General features: G+C 40.9%; 14 protein-coding genes. 5 read left to right on the top strand and 9 right to left on the bottom strand.

What is annotated here, in order from left to right; translation table 11 throughout:
• Positions 1–107: 107 nt before the first annotated feature.
• On the top strand, positions 108–1,106 hold the full coding sequence (locus Q0486_RS08815) for a metallophosphoesterase family protein (RefSeq protein ID WP_299232164.1): 999 nt from the start codon (positions 108–110) through the stop codon (positions 1,104–1,106).
• Positions 1,107–1,197: 91 nt separating this feature from the next.
• The gene (locus Q0486_RS08810) at positions 1,198–3,498 is read left to right on the top strand and encodes a family 20 glycosylhydrolase (protein ID WP_299232280.1); all 2,301 of its coding nucleotides are present in this window, start codon (positions 1,198–1,200) and stop codon (positions 3,496–3,498) included.
• 97 nt (positions 3,499–3,595) lie between these two features.
• On the opposite strand, the gene Q0486_RS08805 is transcribed toward Q0486_RS08810, so the two are convergent.
• Positions 3,596–5,731, bottom strand: a complete 2,136-nt coding sequence (locus Q0486_RS08805) for a sodium:proton antiporter (RefSeq protein ID WP_299232162.1) — start codon at positions 5,729–5,731, stop codon at positions 3,596–3,598.
• Positions 5,732–5,978: 247 nt separating this feature from the next.
• On the opposite strand from Q0486_RS08805, the gene Q0486_RS08800 reads away from it, so the two are divergent.
• Positions 5,979–7,241: an ATP-binding protein gene (locus tag Q0486_RS08800; RefSeq protein ID WP_299232160.1), complete on the top strand. Its 1,263-nt coding sequence runs from the start codon at positions 5,979–5,981 to the stop codon at positions 7,239–7,241.
• 13 nt (positions 7,242–7,254) lie between these two features.
• Here the strand turns inward: Q0486_RS08800 and Q0486_RS08795 are convergent, their stop codons facing one another.
• The 8 genes from Q0486_RS08795 to Q0486_RS08760 all read right to left on the bottom strand — a co-directional run bounded on the left by Q0486_RS08795 (position 7,255) and on the right by Q0486_RS08760 (position 17,579).
• Positions 7,255–8,322: an AMP-binding protein gene (locus Q0486_RS08795; protein ID WP_299232158.1), complete on the bottom strand. Its 1,068-nt coding sequence runs from the start codon at positions 8,320–8,322 to the stop codon at positions 7,255–7,257.
• Positions 8,323–8,375: 53 nt separating this feature from the next.
• Positions 8,376–10,211, bottom strand: a complete 1,836-nt coding sequence (locus Q0486_RS08790) for an endonuclease/exonuclease/phosphatase family protein (RefSeq protein ID WP_299232278.1) — start codon at positions 10,209–10,211, stop codon at positions 8,376–8,378.
• Positions 10,212–10,222: 11 nt separating this feature from the next.
• Positions 10,223–11,266: an o-succinylbenzoate synthase gene (gene menC / locus Q0486_RS08785; protein ID WP_299232156.1), complete on the bottom strand. Its 1,044-nt coding sequence runs from the start codon at positions 11,264–11,266 to the stop codon at positions 10,223–10,225.
• A gap of 169 nt (positions 11,267–11,435) precedes the next feature.
• On the bottom strand, positions 11,436–12,257 hold the full coding sequence (gene menB, locus Q0486_RS08780) for a 1,4-dihydroxy-2-naphthoyl-CoA synthase (RefSeq protein ID WP_154043278.1): 822 nt from the start codon (positions 12,255–12,257) through the stop codon (positions 11,436–11,438).
• 7 nt (positions 12,258–12,264) lie between these two features.
• Positions 12,265–13,929, bottom strand: a complete 1,665-nt coding sequence (gene menD / locus Q0486_RS08775; RefSeq protein ID WP_299232153.1) for a 2-succinyl-5-enolpyruvyl-6-hydroxy-3-cyclohexene-1-carboxylic-acid synthase — start codon at positions 13,927–13,929, stop codon at positions 12,265–12,267.
• A gap of 75 nt (positions 13,930–14,004) precedes the next feature.
• A complete protein-coding gene (locus tag Q0486_RS08770; RefSeq protein ID WP_299232151.1) occupies positions 14,005–15,120 on the bottom strand; it encodes an isochorismate synthase in 1,116 nt (371 codons plus the stop codon).
• Positions 15,117–15,542: a PaaI family thioesterase gene (locus Q0486_RS08765; RefSeq protein ID WP_299232149.1), complete on the bottom strand. Its 426-nt coding sequence runs from the start codon at positions 15,540–15,542 to the stop codon at positions 15,117–15,119. Before Q0486_RS08765 ends, Q0486_RS08770 begins: the two co-directional genes overlap by 4 nt.
• Before the next feature lie 48 nt (positions 15,543–15,590).
• The gene (locus Q0486_RS08760; protein WP_299232147.1) at positions 15,591–17,579 is read right to left on the bottom strand and encodes an alpha/beta fold hydrolase; all 1,989 of its coding nucleotides are present in this window, start codon (positions 17,577–17,579) and stop codon (positions 15,591–15,593) included.
• A 132-nt stretch (positions 17,580–17,711) separates the two neighbouring features.
• On the opposite strand from Q0486_RS08760, the gene Q0486_RS08755 reads away from it, so the two are divergent.
• Positions 17,712–19,052: an MATE family efflux transporter gene (locus tag Q0486_RS08755; protein WP_299232146.1), complete on the top strand. Its 1,341-nt coding sequence runs from the start codon at positions 17,712–17,714 to the stop codon at positions 19,050–19,052.
• A 52-nt stretch (positions 19,053–19,104) separates the two neighbouring features.
• Positions 19,105–19,683, top strand: coding sequence for a Crp/Fnr family transcriptional regulator (locus tag Q0486_RS08750; protein WP_299232144.1), 579 nt, complete (start codon positions 19,105–19,107; stop codon positions 19,681–19,683).
• The last annotated feature ends 6 nt before the right edge of the window (positions 19,684–19,689 follow it).

Here is a 19,689-nt window from a genome sequence, read left to right as displayed (position 1 = left end):
TTATAAATATAGAAAAATGAAAATATTATGAATGTCTTGTTGTGTTTTGCAATTTAATTTATTTACTTTGCCGAGCAAAAAATATTTACTTTAAAAATCTAGTAATAATGAAAATTTTATGTGTTTTTTTATGCCTTTTATGTAGTATTTTGAATTTGGAGGCTCAAAATGTTTTAAAGTTCAATAAAGAAGGAAAATTCAAGATTGTACAGTTTACTGATGTACATAATATTTACAAAGATTCACGTTCACAAGTTTCATTGCAGAGAATTAGAGAAGTCCTTACAGCTGAAAGACCGGACTTGGTTATAATAACCGGTGATGTGATATACGGTAAACCTGCCGAGGAAGGTTTTCGTGAAGTACTTTCCTTGATTTCTGAATTTAAGATTCCTTTCGGAATTACTTTTGGAAATCACGATGATGAGCAGGGTATGTCGCGTCAGCAGTTGCTTGATATAACTTCTTCTTTTGATTATAATCTGACTTCGACTGCAAAAGGTATATCCGGCTTTTCGAATTATGTATTGACTGTTAAGTCTAATGACTTGACTAAGGATGCTGCAATTCTTTATTGTTTGGATTCTAATTCATATTCAAAAATTGAGGGGGTAAAAGGATATGGATTTATAAATCATGATCAAATTTCATGGTATCGTGACAATAGTAAGAAATTTACAACATCCAATGGAGGAAAGCCTGTACAGTCATTTGCTTTTTTCCATATTCCTCTTCCGGAGTATGCATACGCTGTTGAAGAACAGAGTGCTGTTATGGTAGGTACACGTATGGAACCGGCCTGTTCTCCAAAGCTGAATTCGGGAATGTTTGCTGCGATGAAAGAAATGGGAGATGTAAGAGGTGTTTTCGTCGGTCATGATCATGATAATGATTATGCTGTATATTGGAACAAGGTATTATTGGCATACGGAAGATATAGTGGAGGAAATACCGTTTATAATCATTTGTCGAATGGTGCCCGTGTGATTGAACTATCAGAAGACGGAACCTCTTTTACTACATGGATAACTTTGGAAAAAGGCGAAAGAATAAACAAGGTAGTTTGTCCTGACGATTTTACCAAAGATAAAAACAAGAATATGTAATAAATCTATATTGTATTGTTAATTTGTAATTTAAATGCTTATGAAAAAAAGCTGTCTAAAAGCTATCTGTACTGTATTTACAGCAGGTGTTATGATTTCGTGCGGTAATTCTGCTACAGAAATCAAATCTTACAATGAGGGTATAAATATTATACCTAAACCACTTTCAATGGAGGTTGGTAATGGCAGTTTCAAACTGAAAGACGGTATGTCTGTTCATGCTGCAGGTCAGGAGGAAAAGACTGTTGCCGAATATTTTATCTCAAAAATCAACCGTGCGACAGGTTTTGACATTCAGGTTAAGGAAAACGGATGTATCCGTCTGGAACTAGACCCTTCTGCCTCTATGGATGACGAAGGATATACATTGAATGTTACCCCAGAATCGGTGGTAGTAAAAGCTAAGACAGCTCAGGGACTCTTCTACGGAATGCAGTCATTCATGCAGTTGCTCCCGGCAGAGATTGAGAGTCCTGCTGTTGTGAAGAATGTCCCATGGATGGCACAGGCTGTGAATATCACAGACGAACCAAAGTTCGAGTATAGAGGTCTGATGATTGATCCTTGCCGTCATTTCATGACTGTAGACGAGATAAAGAAACAGCTTGACGTTATGGCTCTCTTCAAGATGAACCGTATGCATTGGCATCTGACTGAAGACCAGGGCTGGAGAATTGAGATTAAGAAATATCCTAAGCTGGCTGAAGTGGCATCAAAACGAATCGAGGCAGACGGAACCGAGTATGGAGGATATTATACTCAGGAAGAAGTGAAGGAAATAGTGAAATATGCCTCTGACAGATTTATCACTGTAGTTCCTGAAATAGAATTGCCTGGTCACGAACTGGCAGCCATTGCAGCTTATCCTGAATTATCGTGCAAAGGACAGCCTATCACTCCGCGTACTGTTTGGGGAGTGGAACACGTAGTGATGTGTGCCGGTAAGGAATTGCCTTTCCAGTTCCTTGAGGATGTTATTGCTGAAGTTGCTCCTCTGTTCCCTGGCGAATATCTTCACATAGGTGGTGACGAATGTCCGAAGACAAGTTGGAAAACATGTCCGTTGTGTCAGAAAAGAATTCGTGACGAAAAACTTTTTGCAGACAAGAACCATACAGCAGAAGAACGTTTGCAAAGCTATTTTGTACAGCGTATGGAGAAGGTTGCAGCCAAGTACGGAAAGAAAATTATCGGATGGGATGAAATCCTTGAAGGAGGTTTGTCGCCGACTGCTACAGTTATGTCATGGCGTGGCGAGCAGGGAGGTATTGCTGCAGCTTTAACAGATCACGATGTAATTATGACTCCTGGTTCAAACGGTATGTATCTTGACCATTATCAAGGTGACAGTAAAGTGGGCCCTGTAGGTATCGGCGGATATGCGACACTTGAAAAGACATACAGCTATAATCCTATACCAGATACTCTTGTAACAATGGGTAAGGAAAACTTCATTAAAGGTCTTCAGGGTAATGTATGGAGTGAATATCTTTATACTAATGATATTAGAGAATACCGCACCTTCCCGCGTGCAATAGCTATAGCTGAAACAGGTTGGACGTCTACAGAACTGAAAGACTATAATGATTTTGTCAGACGTATTGACAACGCTTGCGTACGTCTTGACGGACATGGCATAAACTACTATATTCCTATGCCGGAACAACTGAATGGTTCAAGTGACTATGTTGCTTTCACAGATAATGTGTCGTTGACATTCAAGACTACAAGACCTGTAAAAATGGTTTATACTCTTGATGGAACAGAACCAACTTTGAATTCTACAGTTTATAATGCTCCGTTGAGCTTTACTGAAAATGCTACTGTTAAAATAGCTTCAGTTCTTCCTTCAGGCAAGATGAGTAGAGTTCGTACTGTAACTGTAGAAAAACAGATACTTTCTCCTGCTGTCGCTGTAGAAAAGAAGACTCAGGGACTTAACATGGAAGTTATCGACGGAACATATCTGAATATGTCAGAGCTTGAAAAGTCGGGAATGAAAGTAGCAGATAAGAAAGTAATTAAGGACACACGCGAACTTACTACATACAGAAAGTTCTCAGAAGAAACAATGAGAGGTTTCAAACAGTATGCTGCTATCGCTACCGGATATGTTGATATTCCTGCTGACGGTGTTTATTTCTTCTCATCGGATTTGGAAGAAGTTTGGATTGACGGTAAGAAACTTATCGATAACGGTGGATTGGTGAAACATTTCTGTCCTACAGATAAGTCTGTAGCTCTTTCTGCCGGACTTCACGAGTTCAAGGTAGTGTTCCTTGGAAATTCTTACGGAGGTTATCCTACACACTGGAATGACGGAAGCATTAAAATAAGAAAGTCTGATGAGGATTCATTCAGAAAGATAGAACCAGAAAGACTGTTTCATTAATCTTAATGAAATGACATAGAATAATAAGGGCTGTTCCTTGTGTAATATATTATTACAAAAGAAACAGCCCTTATTCTATCTGTCTATTAATAAATTATTACCATTCTTTCTTGTTCTTTACGAAGAACATCCAGCGTAGTATTGATGCCGGAATGGTATGGCTGAACGAGTTTACTTCGTCCGCACGTTCCTCTATGTTTTCTATAAGTGGTTCAGCATCTTTTTCGCTAATGATACCGTTGTTTATCATCTGTTTGACTGTACGCTTTTCATTGCTGAGCAGCATACGTATTGATTTGAGCGTAAGGGCATGACCGTATGCTTTCGGAAACTCATCTGCAAGGGTGTTTATTACCACGTCCATACGTGAGATGTTATTTTCTATTTCCGATTTCAGAATTGGCAATACGGATTTCTGTTCGTCATCCAGAAGTTTTGAAGCCAACAGTTCATCTATCAACTTTAAATCCTCTTTTTGAAGAATGATGAAACCCCGTCCCAAATCGTACACCACAGTGATGCGTTCGCGAAAATAGAAGCTTATCCAGTCGTGTATAACCGGGACTTTTCTTAATGTATTGATAGTATTGCTGCGATCACAGAATTTGAAGATTGAGTTTCTGAAGTCTAGGGTATATTTCCCATCGTGGTCGTATAATTCATCCAGAGAGTTCATTAAGCGGCGGAAAGCGGTTTCCGATATGATTCCTTCTTCGTATATTGCTTTACACGTTGCTTTTTCCTTGTCAAGAACTTTTAGACGTATTTCGGATATTACATCTTTTTCCTTTGTTTCAACAATGGGGGTAACTGGAGCAGACGCCATATAGTGTTCCACTTTTCTCCAGTTTGCTCCTGTCAGGTGATCTCTTGCCTTCAGCCTTTCCAGATATTTTTCAGAGTTTTCCCTGATATGTTTATGAATGTTGTATTCCAGTTTTACTCTTGCCGAGGGAACACTGATCAGTCCCAGTCTGTTGAGCAGCCAGCGCATTGTAGTGGCGTTTATGCAGAGCGTAAGTGTTACTATACCGGCTGTGAAGAATAGTATTTGGTTTCTTATGTCTTCAGGTATTGCTTCTGTATATGATACCATCAATGCCAATGTCATGGCAAGTGCTCCACGTAGTCCTCCCCATGTAAGAATTACCGATTCGCGTTTTGTCAGTCCGTAACCCATTCTTTTCATCACCGGATAGAGCATTGAAATCATTGCGTAGCGGAACAGGTTCAGGAATATATATATCAGTATGAGTACTCCGAATGAACTCCATGAAAATGTCACTTTTTCGGATATCACTATACCTACGATTATGAAGATGAGTGTGTTTGCTATATATGTAGCAAGTTCCCAAAAATGTTCCATGAAATTATTTACCTGCGGTTTGAGTCGTGGTTTTCCTGTATATGTCACTGTAAGGCCGAATGCTACTAGTGCTATAACTCCTGAAACGCCAAGGTAGAATTGCGAAATGATGAAAGTTACGTATGCCGAAAGAATGATTACACTGTTCTGTATCATCTCTTCAGAGTTTATTCGTGTGATAAACCATATCACTACACGTGCAAGAAAATATCCCAGTATGGTACTGATACTTATCACCTTGATGAATTCCATGACAGGCGAACTGTCTGATCCACCTGTTGCGGCATATACTCCGAAGAACAGCATGAAGCATACGATACCTGTACCGTCGTTTAGGAGAGATTCGGCATCAACCAGTGTGGAGAATCGTTTACTGGTCTTCAACTCGTGAAGCAGAGCGACTACAGCCACAGGGTCGGTGGCACTAATCAGGGCTCCGAACATAAGGGCAAATGCCCACGACCAGTTTTCATATCCGGGGATGGTCAGTCCGATACCTACCATAAGCACTCCGGTGAGAATCATGCAAATAACAAGTCCTGGTGCTGCCAGTAAGGCTGCATTGGCCAGTGTCTTCTTGAAAATATGCATATTCAGCTCGTATGCTGCATCGAATATAAGTATAGGGAGAAAAAGATACAGTATCAGATCGGGATTTATATCAGCCACGCTGTCCACTGCTTCTGATATTTGAGGCAATGAGTGAAATACTCCGGAACGGTTCAAAATACCTACCAGCAGACCTATTGCGAATAGTCCTACTGTGTAGGGGAAACGACTGTGTTTTAGTAATGATTTGAGTAGCGCTCCTATAATCAACCCTGTTATAGTGAGCAGCAAAGGTTGCAGAAATGCAAATTCTTCCATGGTAATGATTATTAATTATAATTTAATTTCACGGTTTTAACAAAGGTAATAAATTATGAATACAGAATGATGTTTCGGGAGAAAAAATGTGATATAATTTCATTTGTCAGGATTATGTGATAAAATTCAGTTACTTTATATGAAATAAGCTGTGCTTTTGTCTTGTGGATAAGACAAAAAATGCTTATTATTGTCTTGTTTATAAGACAAAAAATACTTATTTTTGTCTTGTTAACAGTACAAAGGTATGGATAAGGAAATATTAAGGTCAGTTTTAGTGGATTATCAGATTGAAATTCCGCGACATAAGGTAATTCCCCGTAATTTCCAGATTGAAGAATTTGGCAATTATGTTTTTGTCGGTATCCGACGTGCCGGAAAATCTTATCTTCTTTATCAGTGTATTCAACAGCTTCTTGCATCAGGAACAGGCTGGGATGAAATTCTGTATATGAATTTTGAAGATGAGCGTATCGAAAAGATGTCAGTACAAGACCTTAATGTACTGTTGGAGATACACATGGAAATGTACGGTAAGCGTCCTATTCTGTTTCTTGACGAGATACAGAACATTGATGGTTGGGAAAAATTTGCAAGACGTCTTGCAGATTCAAAATATCGCGTATATATAACTGGTAGTAACGCGAAGATGTTGAGTAAAGAGATACAAAGTACGTTGGGGGGAAGATATATAGCCGTAGATGTGTTTCCATATTCATTCGAGGAATTCCTGACAGCCAATAATATTAAAATCTCTCCTACAACATTGTATGGCACTGAGTCAAGGGCTGAAGTCTTGAGAATGTTTAATGACTATTTCAGTTTTGGCGGTTTCCCGGAAGGGGCTTCTTTGGCATCAAAACGTGATTATCTGTCAAGCGTTTACCAGAAAATATATTTAGGCGACATTGCAGCCAGACATTCTATAGAAAATACATTTGCCTTGAAAGTGATGTTCAAAAAGATTGCAGAAAGCGTGATGCAGCCCTTGTCTTTCAGCCGTTTGGCAAATATAATAACTTCCACGGGAGTAAAGGTCGGGAAAAGTACATTGATAAATTATATAGAATATTTTAAAGATGCCTGGCTGATAAATCTGATTTCAAATTTTGCCGGTAAACTGGTTGACAAAGAAACAAATCCCAAATACTATTTTACAGATAATGGTATTTTGAACCTTTTCCTTATTAATAACAATGCTGCTTTGTTGGAAAATCTTGTAGCAATCAGTTTGTTGAGAAAATACGGTAGAGAGGATGCCGTTTTCTTCTATAATGATGGTGTGGAAGTGGATTTCTACATTCCGGAAGCAGCGATGGCAATACAGGTGAGCTATACTATTTCAGATAAGGAAACTTATGAACGTGAAGTAAAAGCATTGATTAAATTGTCAAACTTTATAGAATGCAGACGTTTGGTCATAATCACGCGTGATGAGGAGCAGACTATCACTAATAATGATAAGGTTATAGAAGTAATTCCTGTTTGGAAATGGCTTTTGAGGGAATGATACGAATTCTGTTTCAAATCATTCCCGCCGCAATAGCCTTCGCTTTCGCTCTATCCGGCTTTCCTGTTCCTGTAAGCGGAAGTTCCGGGATAAGAATGATATGTTTCGGACGCCAGTAATGCGGAAGGTTGTTTATCGCATCGTCCGTATCCATTTCGCGTGATACTAACATTACTATCTTTTCGCCAAACTTGGCATCAGGTACGGAGGTTATCATATATAAACCTTCCGGCAGGTAATGACTAAGTTTTTCTTCCACCTGTTCTATCTGTACTTTCACTCCTCCGGTGTTGATGGTATTATCCTTGCGTCCTAATATTCGGAACTGTCCTTTGTCGTTGAATTCTACTATATCGTTGGTTATTAAAGTTTCAGGGTTTACTGATGGAGCGGAGATGATAAGTGTTCCTTCATTTGAAAGGCTAAGGGATACATTGTCGAAGGGTGTGTACCATTCCGACGCATTGCTGCCATTAAGGCGTCGCAGTGCTATGTGCGACAGTGTTTCTGTCATTCCGTATGTGCTCCATACAGAGTTGGGGAAAGATTTCAATTCCTCTGCCATATTCTTGTCTATGGCTCCTCCTCCTATTATGAGGTGACGGATTTGCATCAACTTCTTTTTGTCTTCAGGATGCTGCAGTGAGTTGAATACCTGCATCGGTATCATGGCTGCGAAGTCCGGTATTTCTGTTATGTCCTGCAAAGGACGTCCACATGGAGTAACCACCATAAGGTTGAGACCTGATATTATACTTCGTACAACAACCATTTTTCCGGCTATGTAGGGTAGTGGCATACATAGTAATGCGCTGTCACCGGCCTTAAGTCCCAGGAATGATACAGTGAGGCGTGCGCTGTTCATCATCCTTTTCTTCTCCACCCATAGTTCTTTAGGAGTACCTGTAGAGCCGGAAGTATGTACTTTCAGCAGTGGACTTTCGTTGTACCATTCGGCAAGGAATTCGCCAAGTGATGCCATGAAGCTATTTTCACCGTATTCAGTTGCGAAGCTGTCTTTAATGTTTGATGTTTCTTCGGGGGTGTAAGTCTTTCCGTTTATGGTGATGTGTAGGTGCATATGGAATTATCGTTTTACAGTAGCCAATGAATTGGGGGAAGTAATAAATATGTTTATAACTCTATACTTAATAATTCTTTTCCATGACTGTTAAAAGCCTTAAGTGTAATAACGTCGCCTTTTTTCTTGAGCAGTATTACTGTCGCATCGTCTATACTGGGACCACCGCCTATAATTACAGGGTAAACATTGCCGCATTCACCTTTAGGATGATAAGTAAAACGATGGGTATGTGCATTAATGCTAACATCAATCTTAGATTTAACTAAAATCTCTTCCCAGGTACTCTTACAAGGATTATACTTGCTGTCCAAGCCATACAAAGGTATATGATGCAGTAATACACGTTTTGCCGCCTTTTTATTAGCTTTTGATTTCAATTCACTCTTCAGAAACTCTGTCTGGTCTTTTCTCAGTTGAGTAAAATCATTTAATCCGTAATATACCCAATGATCATCCGGTTTGTCCTCACCACAGTCTAAAACAATAAAACGGGTATCTCCCCAATTGAAAGCATGATATGTCTTGTCGTTTACATAATCGAACAAGCTTCTTAAGCCTATGGAATAAGCATTTCTTATTTCATGATTACCACGAATAAAGAAAGTAGGAATATTGCTGCTCTTTACTGTCTCTGTCAGTTCTTTTATATAGTCTGTAGCCTGATTATGGTTTGCCGGATCATCTACACAATCACCATTAAACACAACAAAATCATAATCTGTATCTTTCACATGGCTATATAAAGCCTGAAATGTCTTTGACCGCTTGTGTAGATCGTTAAAGATTAAGGCTGTAAAGTCTGAAGATTCTTCATCGGGCATAGTAAATGAGTAAATCTCTGAATAAGCAGTATTGCCGAAAACTTTATTATATGCCTGATAAACCAATATTTCTTTAGAGCAGACTCTATAATAATATGTCTCCCCTGGTTTAAGATTTTCTAACCTTATTTTATGCTGAATGTCATTACATATCACCTGACCATCAACCAGAGTATGAGCTTTCTTAAAATTATTTTTATCTGTACCATACTCTACCCAACTATAAGCTGGAACTGTAGTCTGCCACATCACTGTTATGCCATTGTTGAAAGGATTCTGTAAATATGGTTTCATCCTGAATATCTTTTCTGACGGACATTTTAACATCACATCGCACAATACGGGGCGATGGTCTGAAGCTATATTTTCTTTTAAAACTTCTTTTTTAGTTGTAACAACAGCAGAAGTATCTTTAGAAGAAACAGCTATATAATCTATAGTAATATTGGGTTCATCAGAGGGATAAGTGGGGTGTTTGGGGCTTGAAAGCAGTTTGAAGCATGACTGAAAACTCTTCATAAAATGTTCTTCAGGCTGAGAATTAAAATCTCCTGCAATAAAGAATGGTTTACTGTGTTTCTTCGATTCATTATTCAGTATATCCAAAGACAAATCTCGGTCTTCTTCGGTAAGTGACAAATGAGTGCAAGCGAAAATATAGTCCTCAAACTCTGCTATCAAAAGAGTACGTGCCTCTTCCCTTCCCGGAAGAGGTATATTTCTAAAAGATAATGGCTTTTTCTTACTCAAAATCCCCAAACCATATTTACCTCCTGAAAAGTTTATAGCAGCACCATAAGTAGGGTACATTTGGGAACTCAAGGCAATTTCATTCAGAACGACAGCCCTATTACTTCTTGTTGTAGCGCTATCCAATTCCTGGATTGCAACCACATCAGGGTTATAAGTTTTTATAATTTCAGCTATACGTACATAATCCGTTTTATTATCCAATCCAATCCCATTATGTACATTATAACTCATTAATCTTATTTTCTCCTGGGCAGAAATATTTAGAATACCTATACTCAAAAGTATATAGATTAACGCAAGTGTTTTTTTTATTTTCATAGAAATTAAATTTTTAGCATTATTTTTCTGTTATCTGCATCAAACCACAACCTCTCTCCCTTAATACATAGTGGAGATTCAATATTGTCAGTAAACAGCTGTCCTGTACCTAGTCCCTGTGGTAAGGTGTGTTCCTGTGTAGCTGTCCATTGTGCAATAGCATTTAATCCGATGTTTGATTCCAGTGCGGAAGTTATCCAGTATCCGATGTTCCTTTCCTTAGCCAGTCGTATCCATTCCTCAGAGCCTGCAATTCCGCCATGCAGAGACGGTTTAAGAATGATATATTGTGGACGGATAGTTTCCAAAAGTCGAATCTTTTCGCTTTCGGTATTTACACCTATCAGTTCTTCGTCTAGAGCTATCGGAAGTGGAGTAGTGGCACAGAGTTTCGCCATTTCTTCCCATTGTCCCTGACGGATGGGCTGTTCTATGGAGTGAAGGTCGAACTTGCTCAGCGCTTCAAGTCTGGACATTGCGTCAGACGGTTTGAATGCTCCGTTGGCATCCACGCGGAGCTCTATCTCATCCTTGTCGAAATGGCTGCGGATAAATTCAATCAGCTGTAATTCTTTGTCGAAATCTATGGCACCAATCTTCAGTTTGATGCAGCGGAATCCTGTACTCATTTTTTCTCGGATACGGGCATACATCTCGTCGAAACTGCCCATCCAAATCAGACCGTTTATGGTAATTCCCTCTTCTCCACGCGAGAACGGTGTGTCCCAGAAAGCAAGGCTGCCGGCATGAAGATGATAAAAGGCTGTTTCCAGACCGAACAGCATCGACGGGTAAGGACGCAGGCTCTTATAATCTATAGAACCGGTTTTCTCTACTTGCAGGCAATGACAATGCAACACATCTTCGTATTCGGGAATGTCGTCGCAACTAAGGTTGGGAAGTGGAGCGCACTCGCCTGTTCCGGATTTTCCGGTTTCTGTATCCGTAAGTCGGACGTACCATACCTTGCGGGTTGTATAAACACCGCGTGACGTGCCTGCAGGCTGCTTGAAGTGAAGTTCGTAAGGAATTATTTCTGATTTAATCATAGATTTCTATATAAAAGGGCTGTTTAATTTGGAGAAACAAGTATATATTTTGTTCTCCACACGTTCGTGTCGAGTTCTCCACACGGCCGTGTCAAGATCTCCACACGCTCGTGTCGAGTACTCCACACGCCCGTGTGGAGATAATTATGTCTCATCTTTTTTCCTTAAATTAAGGCATTTTCGGGAATTTGCTCCAGTCTGGTTTACGTTTTTCGAGGAATGCCTTTCCGCCTTCCTGTGCTTCTTCGGTCATGTAATACAGCATTGTGGCATCGCCGGCCAGTTCCTGTATACCGGCCTGACCGTCTAGTTCGGCATTCAGACCTGCTTTAATCATGCGAAGTGCAAGCGGACTGTGCTGCATCATTGTTTCTGCCCATTCCACTACTTCGTCTTCCAGACGGTCGAAAGGAACAACTTTATTTACAAGTCCCATTTCAAGGGCCTCCTGTGCGGAATACTGGCGGCAGAGGAACCATATCTCGCGAGCCTTTTTCTGACCTACTACGCGGGCCAGATATGAAGAACCGAAACCGGCATCGAAGCTACCCACACGAGGACCTGTCTGTCCGAAAATTGCATTTTCCGATGCGATTGACAAGTCGCAAACCACATGAAGCACGTGCCCTCCACCGATAGCATAACCGTTTACCATTGCTATCACAGGTTTTGGAATGGAACGTATCTGCTTCTGTACGTCAAGCACGTTGAGGCGTGGTACACCGTCTGTTCCGATATATCCTCCGTGCCCTTTCACATGCATGTCGCCGCCTGAACAGAATGCTTTGTCGCCGGCACCTGTCAGTACTACTACATTGATGTCCTGACATTCGCGGCAGATAAGCAAGGCATCGCTTATCTCGGATGTGGTGGTAGGAGTGAATGCGTTTCTGTATCGCGGACGGTTGATAGTGATTTTCGCTATTCCGTTATAGAAGTCGAAAAGAATATCCTGATATTCCTTTATGGTTTTCCATTCTCTTTTTTCCATGATGTAATTATTTTTTCAGATTATGATAATACTTCTTAAGCAGTTCTATGTCTTTTTCTTTCTCCGTGAACACTTCTAACAGCATAGGACGGTTTGTTACAGACGGTTCGAGGAAACGTGCTGTGGCGCTGTCCAACTCTTCTTCATTATGAGCAGACAGGTATTCCAGCCCGCGGTCCTCAGCCCATGCCTTTGCCGATGCTGTGTGGGTGGCTGTCACGAAACGGCGTGCATTTTCGTGCAGTTCCAGTCCGGGCAGTGCGTGGAAAATCTCTCCACCGCTGTTGTTAAGGAGCAGTATACGGATGTTCGAACCGTAGTTGTTGTTCCACAAGGCATTCATGTCGTAGAAGAAACTCAGGTCACCAATGATGATGAAGTTAAGTTTGTCCGATGCTGTGGCATAACCTATGGCTGTTGACAGTGAGCCTTCTATACCGTTTGTCCCTCTGTTTGACAGGATTTCAACATCCTGCGGTACATCGAAAAGCTGTGCGTATCTTACAGCCGAACTGTTGGCAAGATGCAATGAGCATGGTGCCGGAAGTTCGGTTATAACCTTTCCTATGGCACTCATCTCCGAATATTCGAATTCTGCCTGAGGTATAGCTTTCGACAGTGCTTCCCACTGGCGCGGATATTCAGGAGTGCGGTTTTCCATGCGCGACGAAATCTTTTCAAGGAATTCGAACGGATCCATTTCTATTATTGTAGTCAGAGAGCCGTAGAGGTCCATTACTTCACCGTCAGCTGATACATGCCAGTGCTCTACAGGCGGATGTCGGCGAAGGAATTTCTTCAGACGCTTGGATATGACGTGTCCACCGTATGTGATGAGCAGTTCCGGACGCATCTTCTTCTGAGCTTCAAAGTCCATTGAGCAAAGAAGTGGTTCTATGTTTTTTATTGGGAGTCCGGGTATGGTACGGTTACTTATATTTTCTGAGAACCATGCGAAGTGTTTGTAAAGCAATTTTGTATACTTCTTGTCGAACAGATAAATAAGATTCATTTGTCCCACTACCATCATTCTACGCTGGTATTTGTTCAGGCGTTCAATAAGCGGCTCATAGTCTTTGTCGTAAAAACTCAGTCCCTGATATCGGGTAATTACTCTTGCTTCTGGAAGTTCGTTTACCGGAAGCAGGAAGAAAGGGTCGCTTACAGGTACATTGATATGAACAGGACCTTTTCCGTGATGGTTCAGTTCTAGAAGAGCCTCGTTGATCAGGCGGTTACAGTACCATTCATCCTCGTCGGTATTTACTTCAGGCAGGTTGACGGATTTCTTTACAAGATTTCCGAAAACTCCAGGTTGTGGTAATGTCTGGCCGTCCATCTGACCTATCCATGCTGCTGGGCGATCGGCAGAGATTACCACAAGCGGCACTTGCTGATAGAACGCTTCTGCTACAGCCGGATGAATATTCAGCAGGGCTGTACCCGAAGTACAACAGATAGCTGCCGGACTTCCTCCATGAAGGGCAAGACCTAGTGCAAAGAATCCTGCACTACGTTCGTCCGTTACGGGATAACATGTGAATTCCGGTATATTGGCGAATGTCTGCACAATTGGTATGTTGCGGCTACCGGGGCAAAGTACTATCTTCCTTATCCCATGTGCTTTAAGCAGGGCAGCCAGTTGAAGTATGCTTTTTTTATCGGTGTACACTTTGGGGAATTAAAAATTAATAATTAAGAACTAAAAGTCAACGAAGTTAATTAAAAATGAAAGTTGTTGATTCTATCAACTAAGAACTAACTTTATAGTATTCATTTTATGCTGTGTCTCCTCCCATTCTGAGTTTGCATCCGATGAAGGAAGAATTCCTCCTCCTGCATATAATGTCGCGTATTTTCCGTTTACGTTCAGACATCGGAGGTTGACATAAAGTGTGGTATGTCCGTTGGGGTCCAGCCATCCTATTATGCCGGAATAGTATTTCCTGTCGTAACCTTCGTTTTCGATGATGAAATCGTATGCTTTTTCTTTAGGCATTCCGCATACGGCAGGGGTTGGATGAAGCGCATCGAGCAGATTGCCTAGTTCTGAAGTCTTTTTCAGTCCAAACTGAAAATCTGTTCTCAGGTGCACCAGCTGTCCGGCACGTGTGGTGTAAGGACCCTTGACTGTAGTCTTGCTGCTGAATTTCTTAATCACTTTGTTTATATATTCGCTCACGAAAGCCTGTTCGTCTTTTTCCTTTTTATGCCATTCAGTTGGCATTACTTCGCCTTGCATTGGCATTGTTCCTGCCAGAGCTACTGTGTTCCATATATCTCCTTCGCCACTAAGTATTATTTCAGGAGTACTACCTATCCATGTTCCGCTTACGGGAGTGTGCGACAGCGAAATCATCATTCGTGGATAGCTGTTGCATGCAGTGATGAATGCTTCCAATGGTGAGAAACTATCGTTGAGTTTGTATGAAGCATTGCGTGACAACACAAGTTTTCCTATTTTCTTGCTTCTTAGCGGACATATAAAATTGGCGAACACTTCCATATATTTTTCCTTAAGTTCTATTTCAGGTTTTATGTCAATATCTATGGAAGTGTTTTTCTGCTCTATGCCTGGTAATGTTACTGATGAAATTTTTTCTGAAATTTCATTCCAGCCTGTAGCTGTGATGTCAGGATTGATAATAATTCCTGGATGTTGGCATGTGAATTTGAAAGGAGAGATGACGAATCCTTTTTGTCCGTTCAGTTCTTTCAGACAGTTGAATGTCTGAGGCTCGCCTCCATTCTGCATTACCAGAATAGGTATATCAGTCCAAGGAAGGCGATAAATGGCAAACGACATGTCGCTGCATGTCATTTGGTCAATAAATTTATATATGTGTGAATCGGGTTTGTTCATATCCGTTTTTTCACTATTTGATTAACTATTCTTGCAGTGGAAATGAGTTTTCCATCCTGGTTTGTTATGTCTACGTTCCAAATATGTGTTGTTCTGCCTCGGTGTACTATTGTGCCTGTGGCTGTAACGAAAGCTCCTTTTTCCACTCGCACCATTCCTACGTGGTTGGCGCTGACCTGAATGCCGCACGGCATTTCGTTTTGTGCGCAGAGCGGAACAGAGCCGTGTCCTGCAACCATTTCTGCCAGTGCTAGTGAGGCTCCACCGTTCAGTATGCCGAACGGCTGGCAGGTGCGATGGTCAACAGGCATGGTGGCAATTACTTTTCCTTCTTCCATGGTTATGAACTTTATGCCAAGATGTTCTCCCATAGAACCTTTTAAATCGGGAAGTAAATTTGCCATATTGTCACTGTCTTGCATATTATTTCCTTTTTTATCCGAATGCAAACTTAATTAAAAAAAATGGATTTATTTCTTGTAATCCTCAAAATAGTAAGATTTGTTCTCTTTACTTTCCCTCAAGTTCGTTTTTCCGTACATATTCTCATCTTCAAGAACGGTAAAGTTGCGTATATGGCAAGCGCTTCCGGTTCCTTTCTTGATCTTGACTTTTAATGTATGGGTTCCTTCGGAAAGGTTATCAGCCAAGATATATAACCAAGGTATATAAAGACGTTTGCTCCATTGTGTATATGTGTTTATTTCATTGTATTTCTTTCCGTCAATACTGTAGGAAATTATACCAGCGTCAGGACCGCAAACTCCAAAGTATCCTATAGCTCTTCCTTCGAAAGTCAATTCGAAAGAGCATCCTTCATCAAGTCCTACAAGCATTGGAACATCACAGAATCCTTTTCTGGTACTTCCTTGTGGATTTTCGGGTTGCCAGTTATCAACGATTTTAAATCCTTTTAGTCTGGTGGCAGATTTTATATCTAAAAAGCGTCCCGGGAAATATGAATATTTGTCAATAGGTTTCTTTGGAATGGAATATATTGAAGGCTGTTGTTTGTTGATATGAGTGGAGCTGATGTCGAAAACTCTATTTATACTTGCGGTATAAAACTTATGACCAAACCATGACGGATGTGTTCCTCCGAATGTTTTCCAATCGAATTCGCCTGCGTTAATACGTTCGTTTATCTCTTGGGCAAGGTTTATGGACGTTACTGAATAATAGTTGGCCACTCTTTCATGATTCATTATCACATCCGGAATTATTCCGTTATTAAAATAATCGATAAAACCGTCGCAGGTGAAATGTAGCATCACGATGTCCATGTATGGATTCACCATACGTGCATGGCGTATTATACCCTCCATACCTCTTAACTGCTGCGTATGATTTGGAGTATTGGTGAAATCGTTAACAGCAGCTTCTACAAACATAAGGTCAGGGATGCCTTTTTCAAGTACGTCGTGTGTCATTCTGAATGAGTGTGGAACAGAACCTGTAGAACCGATTCCGGCATCAATGAATGTGAATTCTGTATCAGGAAAACGCTGGTGCAGGTCTTCCTGTACTTGTTGTCTCCAACCTCGCATCTCGGTAATCGAGCCTCCTAGGAATGCTACACATCCTTTTTTCTCTTTTATGAATTTATGGAATGAGTTGGTAAGGTCGTGTCGGAATGAGATATGTTGTTTGTCTGTGTATCCTTTCTGATATCTAATAATGAAATCTATTATGGCTTCAGGCTGTTCCAGACTGTGTGGATGATGGTCAACGCCGGGCTTTACGATAGATTCAACTATTCCACCGTTTGACCGGTAATAGTCGGCTACCTTTTTGAAATTTTCTTCGTATGGAACAGTCTTGTCGCTGTCTCCGCAAACTCCAATAATCGGGATTTGTGCATCAATCATCTTGTCTAACAGTTGAATGGCATTCCCACGGAATCCGCTGCAGACATCTTCGTCTTTGATACCCCATTCTTTAAGGAAATCATTCCATAGATTTTCTCTTTCCCTTCCCGGCCAACTTGTTATGTCGCACACCGGTGCATCTACGTATACACATGCCACTTTTTCCGGATTGGCGGCTGCCCAGTTGAATGCAAAATATCCTCCACGGCTGAATCCTTCGAGTGTTACTTTATCAGATAGTTGGAAATGTTCGCACATGGCATTATAGAATTCATTTCCTAATTTCACGGCACGCGGACTGCCATAAAGGTGTGTTACATCGTAATATGCTACATGAAATCCTTTTTCAAGAAGTGCCTCGTCAACCCATGAAAAAGCATCAAAGAATGCAGGACGCCATATCCATGGTTTCCCGTCGGCCGGTTTATTAGGTAGGACTATGATGGTTTGGCGGTCATTGAATTTAAAATCGTATCGGGTATGACCTTTCCATTCTGAACGTACAACGTCCAGTTCTGACGCAATTGCAAATGATGTACCGATGATGAGAAATACAAAAAGCAGTTTGATTCTGATAAAAATGTTCTTCATGGTTTTTCAATTATAATAGAGTTTGAATATGTCACAAATGTAATAAAATATAATTGATTAATACGTTTTTACCAAATGTTAATTTTCTGACTGGTTCTTTGTCATATCTTTGCGCCCTGAAAAAATGAGAGTATGAAAGATAGTATTGATTTCGGAAAAATGGATGTATCGAAGTTGTTTGTCAAACTTCTGATACCTACGGTTATGGGAATGGTGTTTTCTGCTATATTTATAATAACCGACGGAATATTTGTAGGAAAGGGTATAGGCAGTGACGCACTGGCAGCCGTTAATATCACGGCTCCGCTGTTTCTGATAAATACCGGTGTGGCTCTGATGTTCGGTATAGGTGCTTCGGTGGTGGCGTCTATACATTTGTCGCACGGTAAAATCAAGGTAGCACGTATCAATGTGACACAGGCTGTGGTAGTATCGTCATTGCTACTAATACTTTATGCTTTGGCTATAATGCTGAATCTTGAGGAGGTGGCATTGTTACTTGGTAGTTCGCAAAGACTTTTGCCTTTGGCTGTGGAGTATATGAACTGGTTTATTCCGTTCCTGGTGTTCAGTGCATTGCTTAGTTCAGGAATGTTCTTTGTCCGTCTTGACGGTTCTCCCAATTATGCCATGTTCTGTAATATCATACCGGCTGTCATCAATATAGTTCTGGATTATGTCTTTATTTTTGTATTAGGTTGGGGAATGTTCGGGGCAGCACTTGCTACAAGTCTTGGATATATAGTAGGTGCGGCTATGATTCTGATATATCTTTTTAACAGGAAAAATGTCATACATATGGTGCGGGTGAAACTCAGTCGGAAGAGTCTTATGCTTACTGCACGGAATGTGGGATATATGTGTCGTCTTGGGTTATCAACTTTTTTATGTGAAGGTGCAATCGCTACAATGATGTTTGTCGGTAACTATGTGTTTATGCGCTACACTGGCGAGGACGGTGTGGCTGCATATAGTATAGCCTGTTATTTTTTCCCGATAATATTTATGGTATATAATGCGATATCCCAATCTGCACAGCCGATACTGAGCTATAATTTTGGTCAGGGTAATAATGTCAGGGTAAATCACGCGTTTAGGCTGGCTCTTTTCTCTGCTGTAGGTTTCGGTGCGGTGGTTATTGTTCTGACAGAAGTATTCTCGCCACAGATTGTATCTATGTTTATAGATCCGGCATATCCCGCATATAATATTGCCGAAAGCGGTCTTCCGCTGTTTGCTTCCGGGTTTATATTTTTCGGGATAAATATGGTTTCCATAGGATACTTCCAGAGTGTGGAGCGCGACCGTCCTGCCATGGCCGTGACATTACTTCGCGGATATATCCTTATTCTGGCGTGTTTTTGGATTATGCCTAGGTTATTGGGAGTTTCCGGAATATGGCTGTCTGTCCCTGCGGCTGAATTTGTCACTTTTCTGTTTGTCATTACCATTTATTGCAGAAGAAAGAGATAGTCTTGAAAGTAATGTTTATTTTTGCATCAGTGAATTTAATTAGTGATATTTCATGAGGCAGTTTATTGATGCTTTTTGCAAGAGATACAGTGCTACCGAGAATGAGTGTATGAAGCTCGTTGATAATATGGAAGAAGTTTGTTTCCGGAAAGGTGATTTCCTGGTGCGTGAGGGCGAGACCAACAGTTCATATTATCTTATTAAAGAAGGGATATGGCGTGGGTATATACTCCGTGACGGAGAGGAACTGTCAGTCTGGTTTGCAATAACAGGCGAGACGGTTTTCTCCAGTTGGGGATATATGGCCGGTCGTCCGTCGCCGATATATATTGAGGCTATGACGGACAGTACACTGTATGTGATAAGCAAATCAAAGATGGAAGTGTTTCTGAATTCCTCGATAGAAAGTGCGAACTTAGGCAGGAAGTTGGTTGAGCAGGATTTCCTTGTGGCCGAGGAGCGTATTGTCGCCACCGGCTCAATCCCCCAGGCTAAAGAAAGATACCTCGACCTGTTGAAACGCGATCCTATGCTGTTGAAACATGTGCCTTTGAAATATATAGCATCCTATCTGTTCATCACTCCGCAGTCGTTGAGCCGCATACGGGCTGAACTGGCAAAGGAAAAATAGAATATC

Origin of the sequence: uncultured Bacteroides sp., assembly GCF_937912035.1 — a bacterium.
In the GTDB taxonomy this organism is placed as follows: domain Bacteria; phylum Bacteroidota; class Bacteroidia; order Bacteroidales; family Bacteroidaceae; genus Phocaeicola.
Note: the sequence above shows the minus strand (reverse complement) of the source record. Positions and strands in the feature narration are given on the sequence as shown.

Excerpts from the sequence above, each read along its gene's own strand:
- Q0486_RS08755 (WP_299232146.1), top strand. The coding sequence starts at position 17,712 with ATGAAAGATAGTATTGATTTCGGAAAAATGGATGTATCGAAGTTGTTT.
- Q0486_RS08760 (WP_299232147.1), bottom strand. The coding sequence starts at position 17,579 with ATGAAGAACATTTTTATCAGAATCAAACTGCTTTTTGTATTTCTCATC.
- menB (WP_154043278.1), bottom strand. The coding sequence starts at position 12,257 with ATGGAAAAAAGAGAATGGAAAACCATAAAGGAATATCAGGATATTCTT.
- menC (WP_299232156.1), bottom strand. The coding sequence starts at position 11,266 with ATGATTAAATCAGAAATAATTCCTTACGAACTTCACTTCAAGCAGCCT.
- Q0486_RS08805 (WP_299232162.1), bottom strand. The coding sequence starts at position 5,731 with ATGGAAGAATTTGCATTTCTGCAACCTTTGCTGCTCACTATAACAGGG.
- Q0486_RS08750 (WP_299232144.1), top strand. The coding sequence starts at position 19,105 with ATGAGGCAGTTTATTGATGCTTTTTGCAAGAGATACAGTGCTACCGAG.
- Q0486_RS08800 (WP_299232160.1), top strand. The coding sequence starts at position 5,979 with ATGGATAAGGAAATATTAAGGTCAGTTTTAGTGGATTATCAGATTGAA.
- Q0486_RS08810 (WP_299232280.1), top strand. The coding sequence starts at position 1,198 with ATGATTTCGTGCGGTAATTCTGCTACAGAAATCAAATCTTACAATGAG.
- Q0486_RS08815 (WP_299232164.1), top strand. The coding sequence starts at position 108 with ATGAAAATTTTATGTGTTTTTTTATGCCTTTTATGTAGTATTTTGAAT.
- Q0486_RS08765 (WP_299232149.1), bottom strand. The coding sequence starts at position 15,542 with ATGCAAGACAGTGACAATATGGCAAATTTACTTCCCGATTTAAAAGGT.
- Q0486_RS08770 (WP_299232151.1), bottom strand. The coding sequence starts at position 15,120 with ATGAACAAACCCGATTCACACATATATAAATTTATTGACCAAATGACA.
- Q0486_RS08795 (WP_299232158.1), bottom strand. The coding sequence starts at position 8,322 with ATGCACCTACACATCACCATAAACGGAAAGACTTACACCCCCGAAGAA.